Origin of the sequence: Nonomuraea sp. NPDC049758 (assembly GCF_040674635.1) — a bacterium.
Taxonomy (GTDB): Bacteria; Actinomycetota; Actinomycetes; order Streptosporangiales; family Streptosporangiaceae; genus Nonomuraea.
Window position 1 is genome coordinate 1 of the sequence record NZ_JBFAMZ010000005.1, and the last position, 19,875, is coordinate 19,875.

At 69.2% G+C, this 19,875-nt stretch carries 21 protein-coding genes, 1 tRNA gene and 1 pseudogene; 14 read left to right on the forward strand and 9 right to left on the reverse strand.

Annotated features, from left to right (window positions below):
- A pseudogene (locus AB0J46_RS14255) lies at positions 1-755 on the reverse strand (IS30 family transposase); the annotation flags it as partial.
- 404 nt (positions 756-1,159) lie between these two features.
- Positions 1,160-1,483, reverse strand: coding sequence for a hypothetical protein (locus AB0J46_RS14260; protein WP_364330974.1), 324 nt, complete (start codon positions 1,481-1,483; stop codon positions 1,160-1,162).
- 259 nt (positions 1,484-1,742) lie between these two features.
- Here AB0J46_RS14260 and AB0J46_RS14265 point away from each other — a divergent pair, with 259 nt between their 5' ends.
- From AB0J46_RS14265 to AB0J46_RS14280, 4 genes are all read left to right on the forward strand, one after another.
- Complete coding sequence (locus tag AB0J46_RS14265) at positions 1,743-3,041, forward strand: hypothetical protein (RefSeq protein ID WP_364330977.1); 1,299 nt, start codon at positions 1,743-1,745, stop codon at positions 3,039-3,041.
- A complete protein-coding gene (locus AB0J46_RS14270) occupies positions 3,010-3,546 on the forward strand; it encodes an NUDIX hydrolase (RefSeq protein WP_364330980.1) in 537 nt (178 codons plus the stop codon). Before AB0J46_RS14265 ends, AB0J46_RS14270 begins: the two co-directional genes overlap by 32 nt.
- 694 nt (positions 3,547-4,240) lie before the next feature.
- On the forward strand, positions 4,241-4,501 hold the full coding sequence (locus AB0J46_RS14275) for a helix-turn-helix domain-containing protein (RefSeq protein WP_364330983.1): 261 nt from the start codon (positions 4,241-4,243) through the stop codon (positions 4,499-4,501).
- Positions 4,501-5,715, forward strand: a complete 1,215-nt coding sequence (locus AB0J46_RS14280) for a site-specific integrase (protein ID WP_364330986.1) — start codon at positions 4,501-4,503, stop codon at positions 5,713-5,715. Before AB0J46_RS14275 ends, AB0J46_RS14280 begins: the two co-directional genes overlap by 1 nt.
- 81 nt (positions 5,716-5,796) lie before the next feature.
- Here AB0J46_RS14280 and AB0J46_RS14285 read toward each other — a convergent pair.
- A tRNA-Pro gene (locus AB0J46_RS14285) sits at positions 5,797-5,870 on the reverse strand.
- Between the two features lie 150 nt (positions 5,871-6,020).
- On the opposite strand from AB0J46_RS14285, the gene AB0J46_RS14290 reads away from it, so the two are divergent.
- The 4 genes from AB0J46_RS14290 (at position 6,021) to AB0J46_RS14305 (ending at position 8,361) form a co-directional block, all read left to right on the forward strand.
- On the forward strand, positions 6,021-6,389 hold the full coding sequence (locus tag AB0J46_RS14290; protein ID WP_357993900.1) for a hypothetical protein: 369 nt from the start codon (positions 6,021-6,023) through the stop codon (positions 6,387-6,389).
- Positions 6,390-6,460: 71 nt separating this feature from the next.
- The gene (locus AB0J46_RS14295) at positions 6,461-7,006 is read left to right on the forward strand and encodes a hypothetical protein (protein ID WP_358293686.1); all 546 of its coding nucleotides are present in this window, start codon (positions 6,461-6,463) and stop codon (positions 7,004-7,006) included.
- Positions 7,007-7,012: 6 nt separating this feature from the next.
- A complete protein-coding gene (locus AB0J46_RS14300; RefSeq protein ID WP_364330990.1) occupies positions 7,013-8,161 on the forward strand; it encodes a hypothetical protein in 1,149 nt (382 codons plus the stop codon).
- Positions 8,162-8,166: 5 nt separating this feature from the next.
- Positions 8,167-8,361: a hypothetical protein gene (locus AB0J46_RS14305; protein ID WP_358293688.1), complete on the forward strand. Its 195-nt coding sequence runs from the start codon at positions 8,167-8,169 to the stop codon at positions 8,359-8,361.
- Positions 8,362-8,618: 257 nt separating this feature from the next.
- Here AB0J46_RS14305 and AB0J46_RS14310 read toward each other — a convergent pair whose 3' ends face one another.
- Both AB0J46_RS14310 and AB0J46_RS14315 read right to left on the reverse strand, forming a co-directional pair.
- Positions 8,619-9,032 (reverse strand): ATP-binding protein, encoded by a 414-nt coding sequence (locus AB0J46_RS14310; RefSeq protein ID WP_352330973.1) that lies wholly within the window; start codon positions 9,030-9,032, stop codon positions 8,619-8,621.
- 37 nt (positions 9,033-9,069) lie between these two features.
- The gene (locus tag AB0J46_RS14315; RefSeq protein WP_352330971.1) at positions 9,070-9,843 is read right to left on the reverse strand and encodes a SigB/SigF/SigG family RNA polymerase sigma factor; all 774 of its coding nucleotides are present in this window, start codon (positions 9,841-9,843) and stop codon (positions 9,070-9,072) included.
- Between the two features lie 175 nt (positions 9,844-10,018).
- On the opposite strand from AB0J46_RS14315, the gene AB0J46_RS14320 reads away from it, so the two are divergent.
- The gene (locus tag AB0J46_RS14320; protein WP_358294288.1) at positions 10,019-10,375 is read left to right on the forward strand and encodes an STAS domain-containing protein; all 357 of its coding nucleotides are present in this window, start codon (positions 10,019-10,021) and stop codon (positions 10,373-10,375) included.
- Between the two features lie 4 nt (positions 10,376-10,379).
- Here AB0J46_RS14320 and AB0J46_RS14325 read toward each other — a convergent pair whose 3' ends face one another.
- On the reverse strand, positions 10,380-11,102 hold the full coding sequence (locus AB0J46_RS14325; RefSeq protein WP_364330995.1) for a GAF and ANTAR domain-containing protein: 723 nt from the start codon (positions 11,100-11,102) through the stop codon (positions 10,380-10,382).
- 58 nt (positions 11,103-11,160) lie between these two features.
- Here AB0J46_RS14325 and AB0J46_RS14330 point away from each other — a divergent pair, with 58 nt between their 5' ends.
- From AB0J46_RS14330 to AB0J46_RS14340, 3 genes are all read left to right on the forward strand, one after another.
- On the forward strand, positions 11,161-12,993 hold the full coding sequence (locus AB0J46_RS14330; RefSeq protein ID WP_364330998.1) for a SpoIIE family protein phosphatase: 1,833 nt from the start codon (positions 11,161-11,163) through the stop codon (positions 12,991-12,993).
- Positions 12,994-13,099: 106 nt separating this feature from the next.
- Positions 13,100-14,203, forward strand: a complete 1,104-nt coding sequence (locus AB0J46_RS14335) for a glycosyltransferase (protein ID WP_358293693.1) — start codon at positions 13,100-13,102, stop codon at positions 14,201-14,203.
- A gap of 112 nt (positions 14,204-14,315) precedes the next feature.
- Positions 14,316-15,038, forward strand: coding sequence for a glycoside hydrolase family 16 protein (locus tag AB0J46_RS14340; protein ID WP_364331001.1), 723 nt, complete (start codon positions 14,316-14,318; stop codon positions 15,036-15,038).
- Here the strand turns inward: AB0J46_RS14340 and AB0J46_RS14345 are convergent.
- Entirely contained in the window at positions 15,023-16,090 is a 1,068-nt protein-coding gene (locus AB0J46_RS14345) for a helix-turn-helix domain-containing protein (protein ID WP_364331004.1), read from the reverse strand. The two genes, AB0J46_RS14340 and AB0J46_RS14345, sit on opposite strands and share 16 nt — an antisense overlap.
- A gap of 76 nt (positions 16,091-16,166) precedes the next feature.
- On the opposite strand from AB0J46_RS14345, the gene AB0J46_RS14350 reads away from it, so the two are divergent.
- Both AB0J46_RS14350 and pruA read left to right on the forward strand, forming a co-directional pair.
- The gene (locus AB0J46_RS14350; protein WP_364331007.1) at positions 16,167-17,084 is read left to right on the forward strand and encodes a proline dehydrogenase family protein; all 918 of its coding nucleotides are present in this window, start codon (positions 16,167-16,169) and stop codon (positions 17,082-17,084) included.
- Complete coding sequence (pruA, locus tag AB0J46_RS14355) at positions 17,085-18,710, forward strand: L-glutamate gamma-semialdehyde dehydrogenase (protein ID WP_358293699.1); 1,626 nt, start codon at positions 17,085-17,087, stop codon at positions 18,708-18,710.
- Positions 18,711-18,768: 58 nt separating this feature from the next.
- On the opposite strand, the gene AB0J46_RS14360 is transcribed toward pruA, so the two are convergent.
- Both AB0J46_RS14360 and AB0J46_RS14365 read right to left on the reverse strand, forming a co-directional pair.
- Positions 18,769-19,347, reverse strand: a complete 579-nt coding sequence (locus AB0J46_RS14360) for a PIN domain-containing protein (RefSeq protein WP_364331010.1) — start codon at positions 19,345-19,347, stop codon at positions 18,769-18,771.
- A gap of 21 nt (positions 19,348-19,368) precedes the next feature.
- A complete protein-coding gene (locus AB0J46_RS14365; protein ID WP_364331013.1) occupies positions 19,369-19,821 on the reverse strand; it encodes a helix-turn-helix domain-containing protein in 453 nt (150 codons plus the stop codon).
- Positions 19,822-19,875: the final 54 nt, after the last annotated feature.

Below are 19,875 nucleotides of genomic sequence, written 5' to 3' on the forward strand. Positions count from 1 at the left end.
GATGCAGCAGCATTGTGTACCGGGTAGTGCGCTCGACCAGCGTGCCGATCGCGGAGCTGTCCCAGACCGATGATCAGGTCGCCTTCCCAGTGCCCAGGCACCGCCCGATCGGTGACCTCGGCGGGCCGCGCACCTATCAGTACCTCGTCGGTGACGAACTTCTTGCCCCGGCCACGGGTCCGGGCCCGGGGCACTCGCAGCGCCCGGCCTGTACGCAGGCAGGCCGTCAGCTCGCGACGCAACGCGCCGCGGCCCTGGACATACAGGGCCTGGTAGATGGCCTCGTGCGAGATCCGCATCGTTTCATCCTCAGGAAAGTCGACCGGCAGCCGATTCGCGATCTGCTCCGGACTCCATGACGTCGCCCAGCGCCGGTCCTGGCGGCGCCCATGCCGTCGCCCGATCCAGCGGACCTGCGGCCCTTCGATCTCGCTGCCGTCCGGGGCGCGGACCGTGCCGGCCAGCCGGTCCTGCACGTACTGCCGCAGCCGGTCGTTGTCGGCGAGCTTGCACCTCCTGGGCCGGCGCGCTTGCCGGTCGGCGTGCCACTGCGCGACCGAGGCCCGATAGTCCAGGCGGCCGCCGCGAGTCGCCGCGTTGCGCCGCAGTTCCCGCGAGATCGTCGACGGGGCACGTCCCAGAGTGCGGGCGATCTCCCGCACCCCGCGGTCCTTGGCGGGCAGCAGGGCGATCTCCTCGCGTTCGGCGAAGGACAGGTAGCGACCCGACAGTGGCTCCAGGCTGATCGGCGGCATGCCGCCACCCTCACGAAACCACCGCGGCCCCAACGGCATCGACACGCCGCACGCGACAGCGGCCTCCTCACTCGACCTCCCCTCGGCGATCAGGCGCCAGAACCGCTGCTTCTCCTCGCGCCGGTTGACCGGAGGCCGCCCCGGTGACCGAAGCGGCGGCCGACCAGCCTGAATCGCCGCACGCGCCCTTCCCTGCGCCACAACATGCTCCTCAGGATCAAGGTGTTGCGACGATCAGTTGAATCCGCCCTTGCTCTGCTTGTCGGAATGACACACACGTCCTCTCATCACTGCCTGTCTGCAGCCTCTGTGCAGCTGATTCGACTCTCCGCATACGCACAACGCCGGGCCTGGAGCGATCACCAGTGCTCGCCGGACCGTGTTCTTGTTCCAGAGCGAGTCTGTCAGGACAGGCCATGACCAGCGCCCATCAGAAGATCGGTATGCGGGTGACCGTCGTGGACGTCCTGCACAGCCATGGCAGGGCGCGGGCGTACCGAGATCAGCTTCTCGGCCGACAGGGCGTCATCGTGGCTGTCCTGAGAGAGGGACTGCTTGCCCTCGTGAAGCTGGACGGCCACGCGGAAAACTGTCCGGGGGGTGTGCGCCGTTGGGCTCTGTGTTGGGACGACCTGGCCTTGGAAGAAGGCGAGGACCATGTCGAAGACGTGCTCGAAGCGGACTACAGGGCGGGATTCACCTGGAGCGGGCGCCACGCTGTCCAGCATGCCGCGCTTCCTGATGCGGGGATCAGCTTGTGCGGACAACCCGTACGTCCGTTGCCGATCTGCGGGTGGTCCCTGACCTTCTCCCCCAGGTCATCCCGGGCCTGTCCCCTCTGCATGGACTTGACAGAAGTATCGCGCCCGAGACGCTTCTCGAAAGCTGCCCCCTCTGCAGAAGGTTGTCCAACCACCACCGAGTCCCGGCAACCCGTTCCTCATGTCCCACACAAACCGGACAACAACTGCGGCGAGGACTGCAATCTTGCCGCTGAACAGCGAAGATGAGACGCCCAGGGCCCAAGCGAAGCACCGGGCGGACAAGGAGGCGGACATGGCCGACCACCCATTGTTCTGGCCGATCCGAATTCGGGCGGAACGTAAAGCCCGCAAATGGGACACCCACGCCATGGCCAGACAACTCCGAGAGGCGGCCGGCGAGGACCGACATGATCTGCCCGAGCACGGAGATCTCGTTCGTTCCATCCGCCGGTGGGAATCCGGCTCCATTGCCCTGATGAGTGAGCGCTATCGCCTGCTGTACTGCGCCGCATTCCAACTGGACGAGGCGACCCTCTTCGCGGCGACCGCCGAACCTAGCGCGCCGTGTCTGTCTCTGGAGACCGACAACGACCTCGGAAAGATGCGCTCCCTTCGGCAAGCTGACCGGCAGGTAGGCGGAGGCCATCTCTATGCCAGTGTTCTCGGCTACCTCCAAGCTGACATCGCGCCGCGTCTCTTCGGCGGATCCGACGGACCGCGGGCGTTCGTTGCCGCGGCGGCATTCACCGAGATGGCCGGCTGGATGGCTCATGATGCGGGCAAGGACAATATCGCCGACCGGCACTTCTGCCGCGCGCTCGACTTCGCCAAGACCAGCGGGGACCTGCAGCTCGAAGCCCACATCATGGGCAGCATGAGCCACCTCGCGCGGCATCGCGGACAGGCTGAGGAAGCGATCCGGCTCGCCCAGCTGGGAACGGCGAGGCTGGGCAGTCGCACGACAGCCCCGAGGATGCAGGCACGTCTGCTCTCTATGGCCGCGCGCGCCCATGCGGTCATGGGCGAGTCCAATGCCTGCGCTCGGCTTCTGATCCGGGCCGAGGACGCACTGACCTATGAGCAAGCGACTAGTCACTCACCCTGGGCGGGACCGTTCGACGAGGGCACTCTGGCGCTGGACACGGCACGGGCGATGCTGAGCTTGGGACAACTGGGCGAAGCACAACGGCAGGGAAGCCGAGCGCTGGAGCTTCGAGCGCGGGACCGAACACGCAGCCGAGCTCTCAGCCAACTTCTCCTGGCTCAGGTGATGCTCGCGCAAGACCATGTCGACGAAGCGTGTGCACGGGCAAAGGAGGCGGTGGAGGACACTCGGTCACTGAGCTCGTTCGTCATCGCTCAACAACTGGCCGATCTGCGCAGGGAGTTGCAAGTCCATGAGAAGCACGTCTCAGTGCCGGACACACTCCGAATCCTCGATAGTGCCCTTCGCGAGCGTTACTGGTTGTATCAGTGGGGAGACTCTCATCGTGAACCCGGACGCACCGCTGTACGAGCGTGATCCCAGAGCATGGAACGCCTACCTTGCTGAAGGCAACGCGCGCCAGGCGCGCAAGAGAGTTGGAGCGGATGTACTGATTCGCGACGAGCTCGGACGAATTCTCCTCGTGAATCCGTCCTATAAACCTGATTGGGATCTACCTGGCGGCATGGCCGAAGCCAACGAGCCCCCCGCTGCCGCAGCGCAACGTGAGATCAAAGAGGAACTGGGCTTGGATTTGGAGATCGGCCAACTCCTCGTGGTGGATTGGGTACCTCCACACGGACCTTGGGATGACTCTCTCATGTTCATTTTCGACGGAGGGGTATTGCCAAGCGATCGGGTCAGTGCCCTCCGAATCGTCGACTCTGAGCTGTCTGAATTTCGGTTCACCACGGCAGCTGAGGCAGCCGAGCTACTGCGCCCATACGTTTGGAACCGAGCGCGTTCCGCCATCGCCGCGATCTCCGGCGAGAAAGCCTTCTATTGTGAGGAAGGAGAAGGACGTTCCTGGTCAGAGAATTGAGCAGGCTCCCACCTTCTGGACAGACAACTCGCTCGCGCTAATAGGGGTTTCAGAGAACGCGCTGTAAGCGGGGATTGTTCTGAGCCATTGTCCTGCCCCCTCGCCCTGCGCGGTCGGTAGGTGCGCGCACGTGGGAAGCGACCGCGTCGATCGCAAGCATGATGGTCGGGATCCGCCGCCGGGGCAGCCCGCCCGACCCCACCCCCCCGGCTTGGAGTAGGCACGACGACGCGATGCCCTTGGCCGCGAGCACGGCCCTGACCGTCGACGCGACGCCTCAGGCGCTGAGCACGGAGACGGTAACGGCGACCGCCAGGATCTATTCGCCCGTGACGAGCACTGACATGCCCGTTAGATCCTCGGGTGTCACCCGCGGCCAGCGGCGACGGTCCCGACCCGGATCAAGCTGTCGTGGACGACCTCGGAGGCATCTTCCAGAGGCTGATCCACCGACCAATCGCGCATCCAAGCATTAAGCACGCTCACACCCTGTCGGGAAGTCCCTCTCGGACTCGGGCCAAGACTGGCCGCAACCTAACCGAGTAGTCACAAAGGGCCTGCTCAGGGCCTCCCGAATCAAGTTCAGGCCCCTAACCTGAAGATCCCCCGCACGCCGTCGGACAACGGATGAGACGGCCGCACGACGGGGCGCGCGAAACACCTCGCGCCATCGTTCCCAAGGAGCAAAGGACCTGTGCCATCGAAGAACGCTGACCTCCAAACAACTCCCGCCGAAGACCCGCAGAACAACGACGCGCCACACCTCTGGCGCACGACCGAGGAAGTCGCAGCCATTCTCACCGTCGACCCGTCAACCCTCCGCCGCTGGCGCTCGGCCAAGCCGCCGCAGGGGCCTCCCTTCGTCCGGCTCACAACGCGCCTGACCCTCTACAGCGTCCACGACCTTCAGCAATGGCTGGCCAAGCACCGCATCGATCCGACCGAGGTGGCGTGATGACCTCGGCCAAGGTACTCCCGCCCATGGGAGTGCCCCTCTCCATCGACATCGAGTACCGGCCCGACAAGGTCTCGCCCTATCGGGCTCGAGTGCGCTGGCGGGATCAGGCGACGCGACAGCGCCTGTCCAAGTCCGAGGCGTTCACCACGCAAGAGGCTGCTGATGCCTGGACCCAGTCCATTGAGCAACTGGCCAAAAGCGGTATCGCCCCCAAGGCCGCCACCTCCACCCTCGAGGAGTACGGCGAGGGGGTGATGCCCTTGGCGGTGCGCGGTCTGGAGCCTAAGACTCTCGCTCCGTACACGTCGGGATGGCGCAAGCGCGTGGTCCCCGCTCTTGGGTACCTGGGCGTACGGATGATCAGCAACGGCCTCGTGGACCGGGTCGTGCATGGATGGATCGCAGACGAATGCAGCCGCTCCACGGTGAAGAACAGCCTGGCCATCCTGGTTCGCGTCATGGAGCAGGCCGTTCGCGACGGCATCATCGACCGCAACCCTGCTCGCGTGACGGGCTGGCAGCACGAGTACAAGCGGGCCGAGGACGAGCTGGACGACCCGCGCGCCCTGGCGCTGCCCAACCGCGCGGCACTGGAACGGCTGGCACAGGCGCTTGTGGAACGTTCCGGAGACAAGTATCAAGGCTGGGGAGACATCGTCATCTTCGCGGCGTGCACGGCCGCACGCATCGGCGAGGTCTCCGGTGTCCGGGTCGGCGACATCGACACAAGAACCTGGACCTGGACAGTGCGCCGGCAGACCACACCGAGTCCGGGCGGGCTGGCCGACAAGGGGACCAAGGGCAAACGAGCCCGCAAGGTGCCGATCATCGCCGAGATCCGGAGCCTCGTCTCCAACCGGCTCGCAGCCGTCGACACTGATGATCCTGAGGCCCGACTGTTCACCGGGCCACGGGGTGGTCGCATCAGCACCGCGGTCCTGCGCGACGCGACGCACTGGGACGAGGTCGTCACCCAGCTCGGCTACGAACATCTTCGCCGTCACGATCTCCGCCACACCGGACTGACGTGGATGGCCGACGCCGGGGTCCCCGTCCATGTCCTTGGCAAGATCGCCGGCCACGGGTCTCTGACGACCACACAGCGCTACCTTCATCCAGACCTCAGCGCCATCGCCGAGGCCGGGAATGCGCTCAGCGCGCACATGGCGGCGACGTGGTCCCCAAGTGGTCCCCAGCTGCGAGTTGCCTAGGAGATCACTCTCAAGATCAAGGAACGAGAAAAGGCCGATTGACCTGGGCTTATGCCCAAGTCGATCGGCCTTTCGCAACCGTCGGGACGACAGGATTTGAACCTGCGACCCCTTGACCCCCAGTCAAGTGCGCTACCAAGCTGCGCTACGTCCCGGTTGTGTCGGCCGCCCCCTGCGGGGCGGGACGTCATAACCTTAGCGCACATCGGAGGCAGGCGCGTACACGGAAAGCGGGAGCGGAGGGCGTGGTGGGGCGGAGGCCGAGCGTTGATCGGGCGGAGCTGGCGCGGCTGGTGGCCGGCGGGATGAGTGTGCAGGAGCTGGCCGCTCATTTCGGGGTGTCCGAGTCGGGGGTGCTCCAGGCCAAGCGGGCCGCCGGGCTGGCCAAGCCGATGCTCGACCACAGTGCCGCCGTACCGTGGAAGCTGGCGCGCGTGCACGCGCAGTCCGGGCCGGCCACCAACCTGCGGAACCTGTCGGCGGCGGCGCAGGGGAAGCCGCCGGCGGCGGAGCGGTTGAACACGGCGCTGCGGTGGGCGCAGCGGCTCGTGGACGCGGGGCTCGACGTCCGGTACGACGCGGCTGAGGGGTTCAGTGAGGTTCCGGCGTCAGCTGCGGGCTCGCATGTCGCGACGGTGCTGGAGGCCGCCAGGAAAGGGCTTGCAGCTCACTGAGCACGCGAGTTTCGACGGCCTTGATCGTGGGCAGTCGCAGGTCTCATTACAGAGACCGGAGGCGAACATCAATGACCACCTTGATCTGGGTGGCCGTCGTCGTGGTCGCGGTGGTGGCGCTCGCCGCAGTGGGCTATGTCGTGCTACAGCAGCAACGCCGCAGCCGTCTCCGCGAACGTTTCGGCCCTGAGTACGAGCGTACGGTGGCCGAGAGTGACAACCGGCGTGAGGCCGAGCGGGAGCTCATCGCCCGCGAGCAGCGCCATTCCGAGCTCGACATCCGGCCGCTGCCGGAGGAGACGCGCGACGCGTACGCCAACCGGTGGACCGAGGTCCAGGAGCGTTTCGTCGACGCCCCCGGGTTCGCGGTGACCGAGGCGGACCAGCTCGTCACCTCGGTGATGGCGGACCGCGGCTACCCCACGGACGACTTCGAGCAGCGGCTGTCCGATCTGTCGGTCGGGCACGCGGCCACTCTCGACCACTACAGGACGGCCCACGAGATCAGCGGGCGGGCGGCCAGGAAGGAAGCCTCGACCGAGGAGCTCCGGCAGGCCATGGTTCATTACCGCGCGTTGTTCGAGGAACTGCTGCACGAGACCACGCGAGGGCGGTGAACGTAGATGAGCAGCAGCAGAAGAAGTGAGGACGAGCTCAAGGTCCCGTCGCAGCGGTCGGACGAGGCCGGCAGGGACGACGAGCACCGGGACCTCACCGACGGGACCGGCGACCGTTACGACGACACCACCGGACGGCACGACGGCGGCTACCCGAACGACGCCGGTCACACCCCGGCGAGCCACGGGTACGCCCCCACGGTCCCCGACCGGGACCATGACGACGAGCCGTCCTACAAGGACCCCTACGCGAGCACCGGCGACGCCGGCGACCTGCCGACCGAGCCGCACCGCGAGACCCCTCTGGGACACAATCCCGACCACCGCTCCCCCGACCCCGACCCCGCTCACGCCGGCGTCCCCGCCGACGAGACGCCCAGGCACGAGACCTCCCGGGACGTGCTGTCCGAAACCGGGGCACGCCACGACGACCGGTCCGACGACGTGCTGGTGCACAGCGACCGGTCCGAGGATGTGCTGGTCCACGGCGACCGGCCCGAGGACAGGTCGGTGCACGGCGATCGGCCTCACGGCGAGCTGGCCCATGACAGGCGAGCCCAGGGCGACGACGTCCTGGTTCACGGCGAGCGGGACGACGACGATCTCGCGCGCGATGATCTGGCGCGTGACGACCTGACCCCTGCTGGAGCGGCCCGCGACGGGCTGACGGCCGACGGCGGTCTCACCGACAGCCGTCGCACCGACAGCCGTCGCACCGACAACGATCTCACCGACGGTGAGTTCGGCGAGGGCGGGCGGCCGGTGGAGGGGGCTCCCCTCGAAGGAGCGCCCGTCCAGGGAGCACCCGTCGAGGGCGCTCCGGTCGATGACGTTCCCTCGCACGCGGCCCCTCTGGAGGTCGCCCTGTTCGATCAGGACCCCGCCGAGGTGCAGGCCCGCTGGCGGGACGTCCAGGCGTCCTTCGTGGACGACCCAGCCGAGGCGATCCAGCGCGCGGACGGCCTGGTCGGCGAGGTGGTGGAGTCGCTGACCAACTCCCTCACCAGCCGTACCGGCGCTCTGCGCGAACGCTGGAAGGACGTCGACTCCCCCGACACCGAGGACCTGCGTCAGGCGTTCCGCGACTACCGCAACGTCCTGGAGCGGCTGCTCGCGCTGTCCACCCACAATCTGTCCGCTGAAACGAGGAGGTGATCGGCATGCTCGCAGTCGTCGCAGCGATCATCTTCGGGTTGGGCTTCCTGCTCGACCTCGTGGGTGTGAAGATCGGCGGGATCTCCGGCATGACGTTCGTCCTGCTGGGGCTGACCTTGCTGGCCCTGCATCAGGCAGGCGTCGGCACGGCGAGCATCCGCGGCGGGACCGGCCACTGGCGCGGCCGCAGCCGCCGCTGAGCAGGCTACCGACCAGCCGCCGAACCAGCGGTGAGCAGCCGCTGAGCGCGCGCTCAGGGTGGGAGGCCGACCGGCCTCCCACCCGAAACACCGAAACACCGAAACAGCCAAACACCCCAAAGAACTAAATAGCGCTAAATATCCAGAAACACCGGGGCGGACCCGGGGCGGCACGGAATGAAGAAGAGTCAACGTCGAGATCGACGAAGACAGGCCCGGCGCACCGGGCCAGGCGCCGAAGTCGGCTTCCCCGAGGGTCACCCCTTGCCAGGAAACCTCATGATCACGGTGCTCCCCCCGCTCCCCACCCGCAACGTGAAATCAGAGGACAGCAGCCGCGCCACCCACAACCCCATCCCCCCCACCGCCCCCGGCAGCGGCCCCGGCTTCCAGAAGCCCTCGTCGTGCACCTCGACCACCAGGTCCCCGCTGATCACCCAGGTCCGCATGGCGGCCCGGTCGGCCCCGTGCGTGACCGCGTTGGTCGCCACCTCGTTGACCGCGATAACGAAGTCGCCGACCGCCTCCTCGGGCATCCCCACGGCGCGGGCCTCGTCCTCGGCGAACTGCCGGACCTCCGGCAGGTCCGGCAGGCGGAAGCGCAGCTCCTTCACGGGCACGCCGGGTGGCGGGCTCGTGTAGCCCGACTGAGGCTCGACGTCCTCGTTCACCCGGCGACTCGCCTTTCTCTCAGCAGCCGGCCAGCGGCTAACCGACCAGCAGCTCACTGCGAAGCTGGTCGAGTACCTTACGGAGAATCCGTGAGACGTGCATCTGCGAGATGCCGAACTCGGCGGCGATCTCGGCCTGCGTCATGTTGCCGAAGAAGCGCAGCAGCAGGATGTGCTTCTCGCGGCTGGGCAGCGCGTCGATGAGCGGCTTGACGGCCTCGCGGTCGACCATGGTGCTCAGCGTGTCGTCGTCCTCGGGGATGACGTCGCCGAGCGAGGCCGCGTCGTCGTCGGTGCCGAGCGGCGCGTCGAGCGACAGCGTGCTGTACGCGGCCGAGGCGTCGAGGGTGAGCAGGACGTCCTCCTCCGAGATGTTCATCTTCGCGGCCAGCTCGGCCACGGTCGGGGACCTGCCGAGGTCCTGGCTGAGGTCGGCGACGAGCCGGTTGAGCTCGGACCGTCGCTCCTGGTAGAGACGCGGGACCCGGATGGCCCAGGTGCGGTCGCGGAAGTGCCGCTTGACCTCACCGGTCATCGTGACGACCGCGTAGCCCCTGAAGGCGTGGCCGAGGGTCGGGTCGAAGCCGTTGACGGCCTTCATCAGGCCGACGTACGCGGCCTGGAGGAGGTCCTCCAGAGGTTCGCCCCGGTAACGGTAACGCCTGGCGATTTCCATGGCCAGCGGCCGGTGCATCTCCACGATGCGCTCGCGCAGCCGTTCCCTGTGGCTGTCGGGTGTGTCTTCCCTGACCATCTCAGCCAGGAGTTCTTCCGCGGTCATCTCCTCGAGGACGTACTCCTGCACAGCCATCGCTGCTCCTCATATGGGTCGCAGGGCGGCCTCCGCCAGCAGAAAAGCCCAGGCAGAGGCACGCCTCGCTCTACTCTCGAGACGGAAGCCCTCTGCTGGACTTCGGTCCCAGTCTCCCCCCTGCCGCGGGAAGTATTCCTCGGTCGCGTGGTGACAGTAGGGTTGCTTCGTGACAATGCCCGAAAACGGCGAGGGGCCCGTGGCCGCCCTGAGCCTGACGTCATCGCCCGTCGGCGAGATCACCGTCGTCAAGGTCGACGGTGTGCTCGACGCCACGACGCGTGAGCAGTTCGCCGACTACCTGTCGCTGGCCGGAGCCGACCTGATACTCGATCTGGCCGGGGTGACGTTCATGGATTCGCGGGCACTCGGGCTGATCGTCCATCACTGGCAGACGAGCCTCGCCTCACGTGCGAAGTTCGCGCTGGTCGGCGTGGAGTACTCCAAGTCGAAGGTGATGTGGATCACCGGGCTGGCCCAGCGCCTGCCGCTGTACGACACGCTCGACGACGCCCTGGCCGCCATCGGCTGAGGCCCTATGAGCGACGCGTCGACTTGCGCTGGTGCTCCTCCACCAGGAGCCTGGCCAGATCGGCCACCTTGACCTGATGGTGCTGCGAGATCCTGCGCAGCTCCTCGAAGGCGGCCTCGGCCGTGCATCCGCTGGTCTGCATGATGATGCCCTTGGCCTGGTCGATGACCGACCGGCCGGCCAGGGCCTCCTGGAGCTGGGCGGCGTCGGTGCGCACCTCCTCGAACTCCCACATGTTCGCCATGGCCACCCCGACCTGCTCGGTCAGCATGTCGGCCAGCGAGTGGGCGGCCTGGGGGGAGAAGGCACCCGGGCGCACGGAGTAGAGTCCGACGATGAGCTGCGCCGGCGCCACCTCGATGGGCACGATCAGTACCGAACGCACCCCCCAGCGGGTCGCCAGTGCGTTGTAGCGGGGCCAGCGGCTGTCGCTCAGCACGTCGCTCAGGCTCGCCCGGGCGCCGCTCTGGCGGGCCTCCAGGGACGGTCCCTCACCGAGTTCGCGTTCGCCCTCGACCAGCATGATCAGCTCGCTGTGCGAGCCGGAGACCAGCACCCGCTGGTCGCGCCAGTGTTCGGCCGAGCCGCCCGAGCACCCGGGCACACCGGCCGCCAGCGCCGTGGTCAGGCCGCGCAACACGCTCTCCGTGGAGGTGTCCTCACCCAGTCGCCCCAGCGCCGCCAGGTCTCGGGCGAGCCCGGGAGTGATCATCGCGGTCGATTCCATAGCAAGAAGCCCCTACCCCTTATGGCTACCGTTATCCCCGGTGGCGTAGCGTCAAAGGATGACCATGCCGGACCTCGAACACGCTCTGGACGCGCTGGCGGGACGCGTGTCGTCCTTGCGTGAGGCGAGGACCGCCTACCCTACCGACCTCGCGCCCACGCTCGACGCGGCCCTGGCCGAACTGGACACCGCCGCCGAGTTGCTCGCCGAGGCGCGCGAGGCGCTGCGCAAGGCGCCCAAGCGCGCCGCGAGCAAGAAGGACGGCACCCAGCGGGAGCTGAAGCTGCTGCGCCAGGTGTTCCGGGCCTTCCCGGTGCCGGTGATCGTGCTGGACGGCGGCGGGGTGGTCCGGCGGATCAACCCGGAGACCTCGCGGGTGCTCGGCAGCCCCGACGGCTACCTGGTGGGGCGGTCGTTCCCGCTGCTGGTGGACGTCTCCAGGCGGGCGGCGTTCCGCTCGCACCTGAACTCGGTGCTGCAGACCGGGCAGCCGTCGGCGTTCGAGACGCGGCTGGCGCACCAGGGGCGGACGCACACCGTGCAGCTCGCGCTGACGCGGGTGACGATGCCGGGCGAGCCGCAGCAGATGGTGGCGGCCGTGGCGCTGCCCACCGAGGTGCAGCTCCCCGAGCCCGGAGGGCGGCGGCCCGAGCAGTCCGACGGGGCGCTGCTGCTGGCCGCGTCCAAACGGCAGGACCTGCTGGCCAGGGTCGGCGGGCTGCTGCTGGACGAGGAGGCGCTGCTGCGCCCGGTGGCGCTGCCGCGGACGACGCGCCTGCTGGCGGCCGAGTGGGCCGACTGGGTGATCGCCGACCTGGTGCGCGACGGGCTGCCGCGGCGTTCGGTGGTGGTGGCGCCGAAGAACCATCCGCTGGGCGAGCTGGTGCGGCTGGTGGAGTCGGCCGACCCGGCCGGCAGCCAGGTGGTGATGCAGGTGCTGGAGCGCGGCTCGGGCGTGGTGCACGAGATGGTCGACGACGAGTCGCTGCTCGGCTTCACCGCCGACGGGCCGCTGCTGACCGCGATGGGCGCCGGCTCGCTGCTGTCGGTGCCGATCGGGCAGTCCGACGGGGTGCTGACGCTGGTGCGCACGCACGACCGGCCGCCGTTCTCGCTGGCCGACCTCGGCGTGCTGCAGGACGTCGGGATGCAGCTCGGCCTGGCCGTACGCGCCCAGTCGAGCTTCCAGAGCCGTTCGCGGGCCGCCGACGCGTTGTCGGCCAGCGTGGCCCCGCGCAACCTGCCCGACGTACCCGGCTACGAGGCGTCGGCGGTCTACCATCCGGGTGCGTCGGTGGGCGCGGAGTTCTACGACGTGTTCCCGGTCGCGGGCGGCTGGGGGTTCGCCCTGGGCGGCGCGGCGGGCAAGGGTGAGGAGGCGGCCTCGGTCAGCGCCATGGTGCGCGGCGGGCTGCGGGTGCTCAGCACCTGGGAGTCCCATCCCGACCTGGTGATGCGCAAGGTCAACGAGGCTCTGGTGGCGCAGGGCACGGGCATGTTCGTGATGGCCGTGGTGGGGTTCGTCAAGGGCCGGACGATCCAGCTCTCCTCGGCCGGTCACCATCCGGCGGCGCTGCTGCAGCCCGACGGCAACGTGCGCTTCGCGGCGGGCGGCGGCGTGCCGATGGGCATCTCCCCTGTGGCCGAGACGGGCGTGCAGGAGCTGACCGTCTCCGTCGGGGAGACGCTGGTGCTCTACTCCGAGGGCCTGATCTCCTCCAGGAACGACGCCGGCGAGCCGTACGGCGAGGAGCGGCTGGCCGACGTGCTGGGCCGTTGCGCGGGCCAGTCACCGGCCACCGTGGTCAAGGCGGTGGAGGCTGACCGGCACGCCTTCTCGGGCGGCCAGGTGTGGGACGAGATCGTCGTCCTGGCCCTCAAGGGTGTCTGATCTGCGGGGGTTTGCTATCCGGCTAAACATGGGTATTGTCTTTCCGTAGAACAACGTGCCTAAGACGCAGGCACACCTTGAAGGCTTTTCCACGCTGAGGTGTGCCATGAATATTGCGATCGTCGCGTCCGCCAAGGGAAACCAGCGCCACCGTATTCTCTCCGTAGCGCGCGAGCTGGGCCGCGAACACCACGTCACCATCTACTCCCGCCGTGACGACGCCGAGGGCAAGCCCAAGACGCGGGTGGCCCCGGGGGTCACTCTGGAGCAGATCGACGTGGGCCCGGCCAAGGACCTCACGCCCGAGGACGTCGTGCCGTACCTGAACGACGTGGGCGAGCACCTCATGAAGCGCTGGAACCAGGAGCGCCCGGACGTGATCCACGCCCACTCGTGGACCGGGGGGCTCGCCGCCGTGGCGGGCGCCAAGGGGTTGGACGTTCCGGTCATGCAGACCTTCCACACCGTGGACGCCGCGCACCAGAAGCTGGAGCGGGCGCTCGGACGCCGGGCCAAGGCGGTCATCGCCGGCTCGGGCGACGAGGAGTCGGCGTTGATCAGGCTGGGCGTGCCGCGCGGGAACATCGCGATCGTGCCACACGGTGTGGACACCGAGCGTTTCCAGCGGCGCGGGGCGATCGCCACCAAGGGCGCCCGCAAGCGGCTGCTGCACGTCGGCCCGCTGTCCCCCGAGCGCGGGGCGTACACGGCGGTGCGGGCGCTGCAGGGGCTGACGGACGTCGAGCTGGTCATCGCCGGCGGCCCCGAGCCCGAGGAACTGGACGACGACAGGGACGCGCGCCGGCTGCGCGCCCTGGCCGAGCAGCTCGGCGTCGCCGACCGGGTGACGCTGCTGGGGCAGGTCAAGCGGGCCTCGGTGCCGAAGCTCATGCGCAGCGCGGACGCCGTGGTGTCGGTGCCGCGCGAGGCCGCGACGGGCGTCGTCGCGCTGGAGGCCATGGCCTGCGGCGTGCCGGTGATCGCCTCGGCCGTGGGCGCCCACCTCGACTCCGTGATCGACGGCGTGACCGGCCTGCTGGTCCCGCCGGACCGGCCGGCGCGCACCGCGCGGCTGGCCCGCGAGATCCTGTGCGACCCGACGCTGCGCACCGCGCTCGGGTACGCCGGCGCCGACCGGGCGCGCTCGCGCTACTCCTGGGAGCGCGTGAGCCAGGAACTGGTCCGCGTCTACGAGTCGGCCTGCGTCTGACGGAGACCGCGCGGGAGGCGGGCGGCGGAAGCCGCCCGCCTCTCGCCGTTCCCGGAGCTTGTCCGGAAGGGGCCCTTGTTACCGGAGTGAGATCTTTGCTTCGATGGTCCGCATGTCTACTCGCGGTTCGAAGCGGGCGGCGGTGGCGGCGCTGATCACGGCCCTCGCCCTGCCCCAGAGCGCACAGGCGGAGACGTCGAGGTGGGGCGCGCCCGTCCTCGTCGAGAACTTCGACGGCTCCTCGGTCGACACGGGCAGGTGGATGGTCTACCACTCGCCGGACGCGGCCCGTAACCCCCGTACGGGCCGGGCCGCCACGGTCGCAGGCGGGATGTTGCGCCTCAAGGGCGGCCGGTACGGCGGCAAGGATCTGTCCGGCGGCGTGGCCACCCGGCTCACCCAGCGCTACGGCAGGTGGGAGGTGCGGTTCAGGGCCGAGGCGGGCAACGGCTACACGCCGGTCGCGCTGCTGTGGCCCACCGCCCAGGGCGAGGGCGACGGTTACGCCGAGGTCGACTTCGCCGAGATCGTGGACCCGCGCCGGCAGGGCGGCGGCATCTTCGTGCACGGCGGGCGCGGCCGGGCGCAACGGCAGCTGCGGGCCGACTTCACCCGCTGGCACACCGCCGCCGTGGACTGGCTGCCCGGCCGGCTGACGTTCTGGCTGGACGGCAGGAAGGTGTGGGACTACCGCGGCCCGTACGTGCCCGACGGCGACCGCATGGGCCTGGCGCTGCAGAACGACGTGGTGTGCGAGCCGCGCTGCCGCGACTCCTCCACCCCCGCGACGGTGTCGATGTACGTGGACTGGGTGAAGGTCTACCGGCTGTCCTGAGGCAGCAGCCTGGCCGCCTTCAGCGCGAGGTGCACGGTCAGCCGGTCGTCGCCGTCGGACAGGTCCCGGTGCAGGAGGCGTTCGGCCTTGCCCAGGCGGTAGTAGAGGGTCTGGCGGTGGACGCCCAGCTCGGCGGCCGTCTTCTGGGCGTGGCCGCCGAGATCGAGGTAGACCTCCAGCGTCTGGGCCAGCTCGGCGTCGAGGGCGGCGGTCTCGGCGGCCAGCTCGCGCAGGTCGGCGCGGCCGAGGCGGGCCAGCAGGCGGTGCACGCCCAGGTCCTGCCAGCGGGCGATGGGGGCGTGCCGGGGGAAGTGCTCGGCGATGCGCAGCGCCTGGCGGGCCTCGCGCCAGCTCTGCCACGCCTCGGCCGGGTCGTTCCTGGGGGCGCCGATGCCGGCGGCGGTGCCGTACGCGCTCTGCAGGGTCTGCGCGACCTCTCCGGCCAGGTGGGCGGGGGCCAGCAGGGCGACGGGCGAGCCGGTGCGGGCCAGCACGCCGCGCGGGAGCGTCCAGAGGGCGGCCACGCGCTCGCTGGACTCGCGCACGGCGACCGCGGTGACCGGGCCGGGGACCTCGATGGAGGCCGCGGCGCGTTCCTCGGGGTCGGCGGAGAGCAGGGCGAGCAGGCCGCGGCCGAGGTCCTGGCGGCTCCTGGCCTCCTGGGCGAGCGCCGCGGCGGCCCTGGCGACCAGCGGCGCGACGCGGCGCAGCGCCTCGTCGGCGAGGCTGCCGGAATCCAGCAGCCACAGGTAGCCGTAGGTGACCTCGCCGTGCCGCAGCGGCCAGCAGACCCGGGCCAGCACCTTGAGCTCGGCGTCGGCCGGGATCCTGACCGGGCCGCCGGCCCTGGCGATGCCATAGCGTTCGAAGTAGTCGCGCACCTCGCCGGTGGCGCGCCGGCGCAGGATCGACTCCTGGCGGACCGTGTCGATGTCGCCGTGCTGGGCGCCGTAGGCGAGCAGCCGGAACGAACGGTCCTCCAGCGTCGCGGACGCCCCGAGCGTGGCGGCGATCTCGTCGACGATTTCCTGAAGGTCGGACGTGTTGTGCATTTGTATGACAGCCTGCCACATCGATCGTTACGCGCGTTCATGGCCCCCTCTGACCTGGGCTTTCTAGACTTGAGGCATGTTGGGTCAACTGCTCCTTGCCGCCTCCGGGAGCGGCGTCGTGCGCCGTTCCGTGTCAGGCTTTCCGCTCACCCGCAAGGTGGTGGACCGGTTCGTCGCGGGCGAGAGCGTCCAGGAGGCCCGGAACGCCATCGAACGGCTGCGTGACGCCAACCTGGCCGTGACCGTCGACCACCTCGGCGAGGAGACGCGCGACGCGCGCGCCGCCGAGACCGTGGCGCAGGCGTACGTGACGCTGCTGGAGGCGCTGAAGCCGCTCCAGCTCGGCACCCGGGGCGAGGTGTCGGTCAAGTTGTCGGCGGTCGGGCAGCGGCTCGACGACGGCATGGCCCTGGAGCACGCCCGCGAGATCTGCGCCGCCGCCGCGGCCAATGGCTCGACCGTGACGCTCGACATGGAGGACCACACCACCGTCGACTCGACGCTGGGCATCCTGCGCAAGCTGCGCGAGGACTACCCGTCCACCGGCGTGGCGATCCAGGCCTACCTGTTCCGCAGCGAGGAAGACTGCCGCGACCTGGCCCACGAGGGCTCGCGCGTCCGGCTGGTCAAGGGCGCCTACCGCGAGCCCGCCTCGGTCGCGCACCAGGACAAGCAGGCCGTGGACAAGGCGTACGTGCGATGCCTGCGCATCCTCATGGCGGGGAAGGGTTACCCCATGGTGGCCACGCACGACGACCGGCTGATCTCCATCACCGAGCTGCTCGCCGACCGCTTCGGCCGCACGCTCGGCGACCACGAGTTCCAGATGCTCTACGGGATCCGGACCGACCGGCAGGAGGCCCTGGCCGGGGCCGGCCACACGGTCCGCGTGTACGTCCCCTACGGCGACGACTGGTACGGCTACTTCATGCGCCGGCTGGCCGAGCGCCCCGCCAACGTCGCCTTCTTCCTTCGTGCCCTTGGGGGTAAGTAAATGGATGCCATCAGCAACGTCCCCGTCCCCGTGAACGAGCCCGTGCTCGGCTACGCGCCGGGCAGCGCCGAGCGTTCGGCACTGGAGGACCGCATCAAGGAGCTGGCCGGCTCCCCCGTCGACCTGACCATGACCATCGACGGCGAGCAGCGGCTCGGCGGCGGCGCGCCCATCGACGTGGTGCAGCCGCACAACCATGCCTCCGTCCTGGGCCGTACCAACGACGCTACGGCTCAGGACGTGCAGGACGCCATCGACAGCGCCCTGCGGGCGGCGCCCGCCTGGCGGGCGCTGTCCTTCGACGAGCGGGCCGCGGTCTTCCTCAAGGCCGCCGACCTGCTGGCCGGCCCGTGGCGCCAGACGCTGAACGCGGCCACCGTGCTGGGCCAGTCGAAGTCGGCGCAGCAGGCGGAGATCGACGCGGCCTGCGAGCTGATCGACTTCCTGCGCTTCAACGTGACCTACGCCCGTCAGCTCTACTCCGACCAGCCGATCTCGTCGCCCGGCGTGTGGAACCGGATGGAGTACCGGCCCCTTGAGGGGTTCGTGCTGGCGATCACGCCGTTCAACTTCACCGCCATCGCCGGAAATTTGCCGACTTCTGCCGCTTTGATGGGCAATGTTGTCGTCTGGAAGCCGTCGCCGACGCAGCAGCTCGCCGCGCACCACACGATGCGCCTGCTGGAGGCGGCCGGGCTGCCGCCGGGCGTGATCAACATGGTCACCGGCAACGGGCAGGCCGTCTCCGAGGTCGCGATGACGCACCCGGCCCTGGCCGGCGTGCACTTCACCGGCTCGACCCCCACCTTCCAGCACCTGTGGGGCACGATCGGCGCCAACATCGCCTCCTACCACGGCTACCCGCGCCTGGTGGGCGAGACCGGCGGCAAGGACTTCGTGCTGGCCCACCCGTCGGCCGACCCGGCGGTGCTCTCGACCGCCCTCGTCAGGGGCGCCTTCGAGTACCAGGGCCAGAAGTGCTCGGCGGCCTCGCGGGCGTACGTGCCGCGTTCGGTGTGGAACCGCATGCGTGACGACTTCGTGGGCGTGGCCGAGTCGCTGACCGTGGGCGACGTGGCAGCCGACCTGTCGACGTTCATGGGCGCGGTCATCGACGAGCGGGCCTTCGCCAAGCACAAGGACGCCATCGACCGGGCCCGGGCCGCCTCGAACATCGACGTGCTCACCGGCTCCTACGACTCCGGCGTCGGCTACTTCGTCAAGCCGACCATCCTGGAGTGCGCCGACCCGACGGACGAGATCTTCGTCAAGGAGTACTTCGGGCCGATCCTCGGCGTGCACGTCTACGAGGACCGCGACTTCGACACGGTGCTCGACCAGATGGAGGGCATCGCCCCGTACGCGCTGACCGGCTCGATCATCGCCCAGGACCGGTACGCCATCGCCGCGGCCTCGGAGCGGCTGCGCTTCGCGGCGGGCAACTTCTACGTCAACGACAAGCCGACGGGCGCGGTCGTGGGCCAGCAGCCGTTCGGCGGCGCGCGCGCCTCGGGCACCAATGACAAGGCCGGCTCGATCTTCAACCTGATCCGCTGGGTGAACGCCCGCACGATCAAGGAGACCTTCGTCCCGCCGACCGACCACCGCTACCCCCACATGGGCTGACGCCCCCAAGAGCCACGGCCGGCACCCCCACAGGGGTGCCGGCCGTCTCCAATTCTCATCAGAAACCGCCCTCTACGATCGTCAGCAAATTCCGCGCTCCTCTGGCGAAGCCGGGAACCCCTGCCCTGTCCAGCGCAGTGAGGACGTCGTACGTGGTCATGGGCGGACGGCGTTTCCCCGCCGCCATCCGGGCCAGCACGCCCAGCACCTCACGCGAACTGCGGCTCAGCAGCGAGCACAGGTACGCATCGGGAGTGCTGACGCTCACCCCGTGGCGGCCGAGGAACGACGCCGGGAAGTCCGTGACGTTCCAGGTGACCAGAGTCCGGGCGCGACCCGCTATCGCGGCAGCCATATGATGGCGGTCGTCGAGGTCGGGGCCCTCCATCTGATCGATCAGGTGCTTGTAGTCGTCCTCGGAGATCCGGCTGTCGGCGAAGAACTCACGGATCACCTCCCCGATGCGCGCCGCCGCATGGGCAGAGCGGTGCTGCTCGCGCACGATGACACGTTCCCATTCTGACAGCAGGTGATCGCTCCAGACCCACGTGTGCACGGCGTCCTCGGTCAGCGCGAGCATGAGGTCCATCAGCGAGAACGGGAACAGCACGTTGGTGTCGACGAAGACCCGCGCCATCAGCCAACATCCCTCGGGAGATCAGTAGGGTAGTTCCGCCTCCTCGGCGACCTCCATGATCCTGCGACGGGCTTCGGCGCGACGCTCCCGGCGATCCTGGAACTCCAGGACATCTTCCAGGCGAACGACACGATGGCGGCTGCCTGGAAGACGTTGCGCGGGGATCTCGCCCTCGTCCAGCAGTCGCACGACGAAGGGACGCGACAGGCCGAGCAACTCCGCGACCTCGTTGGGGCTCAACAGGACTTCGGCGGGCAGGGCCCAGACGGCGTGTCCCTTGCCGAGGTCGTGGGCCGCGGCGACCAGGAGCCTGACCAACGAGCGCGGCAGCACGAGGTCGGTGCCGTCCGGCCCGCGCAGCACCAGCGACGCGTTCCCTGCGGCAGCCGTCGCCTCCAGATGTTCGAGCAGCTTGCGGTCACCGCTGTCGGCTTCGACGCGCGTCGCGCCGGCCAGGACGCCGCTGCGGGGCATGACCACCTCCGACCCTCGATATCTGTAATAAGTGTAACCCGCCACTGCCAGCAG

Excerpts from the sequence above, each read along its gene's own strand:
- AB0J46_RS14260 (WP_364330974.1), bottom strand. The coding sequence starts at position 1,483 with ATGCTGGACAGCGTGGCGCCCGCTCCAGGTGAATCCCGCCCTGTAGTC.
- AB0J46_RS14280 (WP_364330986.1), top strand. The coding sequence starts at position 4,501 with ATGACCTCGGCCAAGGTACTCCCGCCCATGGGAGTGCCCCTCTCCATC.
- AB0J46_RS14290 (WP_357993900.1), top strand. The coding sequence starts at position 6,021 with ATGAGTGTGCAGGAGCTGGCCGCTCATTTCGGGGTGTCCGAGTCGGGG.
- AB0J46_RS14295 (WP_358293686.1), top strand. The coding sequence starts at position 6,461 with ATGACCACCTTGATCTGGGTGGCCGTCGTCGTGGTCGCGGTGGTGGCG.
- AB0J46_RS14300 (WP_364330990.1), top strand. The coding sequence starts at position 7,013 with ATGAGCAGCAGCAGAAGAAGTGAGGACGAGCTCAAGGTCCCGTCGCAG.
- AB0J46_RS14305 (WP_358293688.1), top strand. The coding sequence starts at position 8,167 with ATGCTCGCAGTCGTCGCAGCGATCATCTTCGGGTTGGGCTTCCTGCTC.
- AB0J46_RS14315 (WP_352330971.1), bottom strand. The coding sequence starts at position 9,843 with ATGGCTGTGCAGGAGTACGTCCTCGAGGAGATGACCGCGGAAGAACTC.
- AB0J46_RS14320 (WP_358294288.1), top strand. The coding sequence starts at position 10,019 with ATGCCCGAAAACGGCGAGGGGCCCGTGGCCGCCCTGAGCCTGACGTCA.
- AB0J46_RS14325 (WP_364330995.1), bottom strand. The coding sequence starts at position 11,102 with ATGGAATCGACCGCGATGATCACTCCCGGGCTCGCCCGAGACCTGGCG.
- AB0J46_RS14330 (WP_364330998.1), top strand. The coding sequence starts at position 11,161 with ATGACCATGCCGGACCTCGAACACGCTCTGGACGCGCTGGCGGGACGC.
- AB0J46_RS14335 (WP_358293693.1), top strand. The coding sequence starts at position 13,100 with ATGAATATTGCGATCGTCGCGTCCGCCAAGGGAAACCAGCGCCACCGT.
- AB0J46_RS14340 (WP_364331001.1), top strand. The coding sequence starts at position 14,316 with ATGTCTACTCGCGGTTCGAAGCGGGCGGCGGTGGCGGCGCTGATCACG.
- AB0J46_RS14345 (WP_364331004.1), bottom strand. The coding sequence starts at position 16,090 with ATGCACAACACGTCCGACCTTCAGGAAATCGTCGACGAGATCGCCGCC.
- AB0J46_RS14350 (WP_364331007.1), top strand. The coding sequence starts at position 16,167 with ATGTTGGGTCAACTGCTCCTTGCCGCCTCCGGGAGCGGCGTCGTGCGC.
- pruA (WP_358293699.1), top strand. The coding sequence starts at position 17,085 with ATGGATGCCATCAGCAACGTCCCCGTCCCCGTGAACGAGCCCGTGCTC.
- AB0J46_RS14360 (WP_364331010.1), bottom strand. The coding sequence starts at position 19,347 with ATGGCGCGGGTCTTCGTCGACACCAACGTGCTGTTCCCGTTCTCGCTG.
- AB0J46_RS14365 (WP_364331013.1), bottom strand. The coding sequence starts at position 19,821 with ATGCCCCGCAGCGGCGTCCTGGCCGGCGCGACGCGCGTCGAAGCCGAC.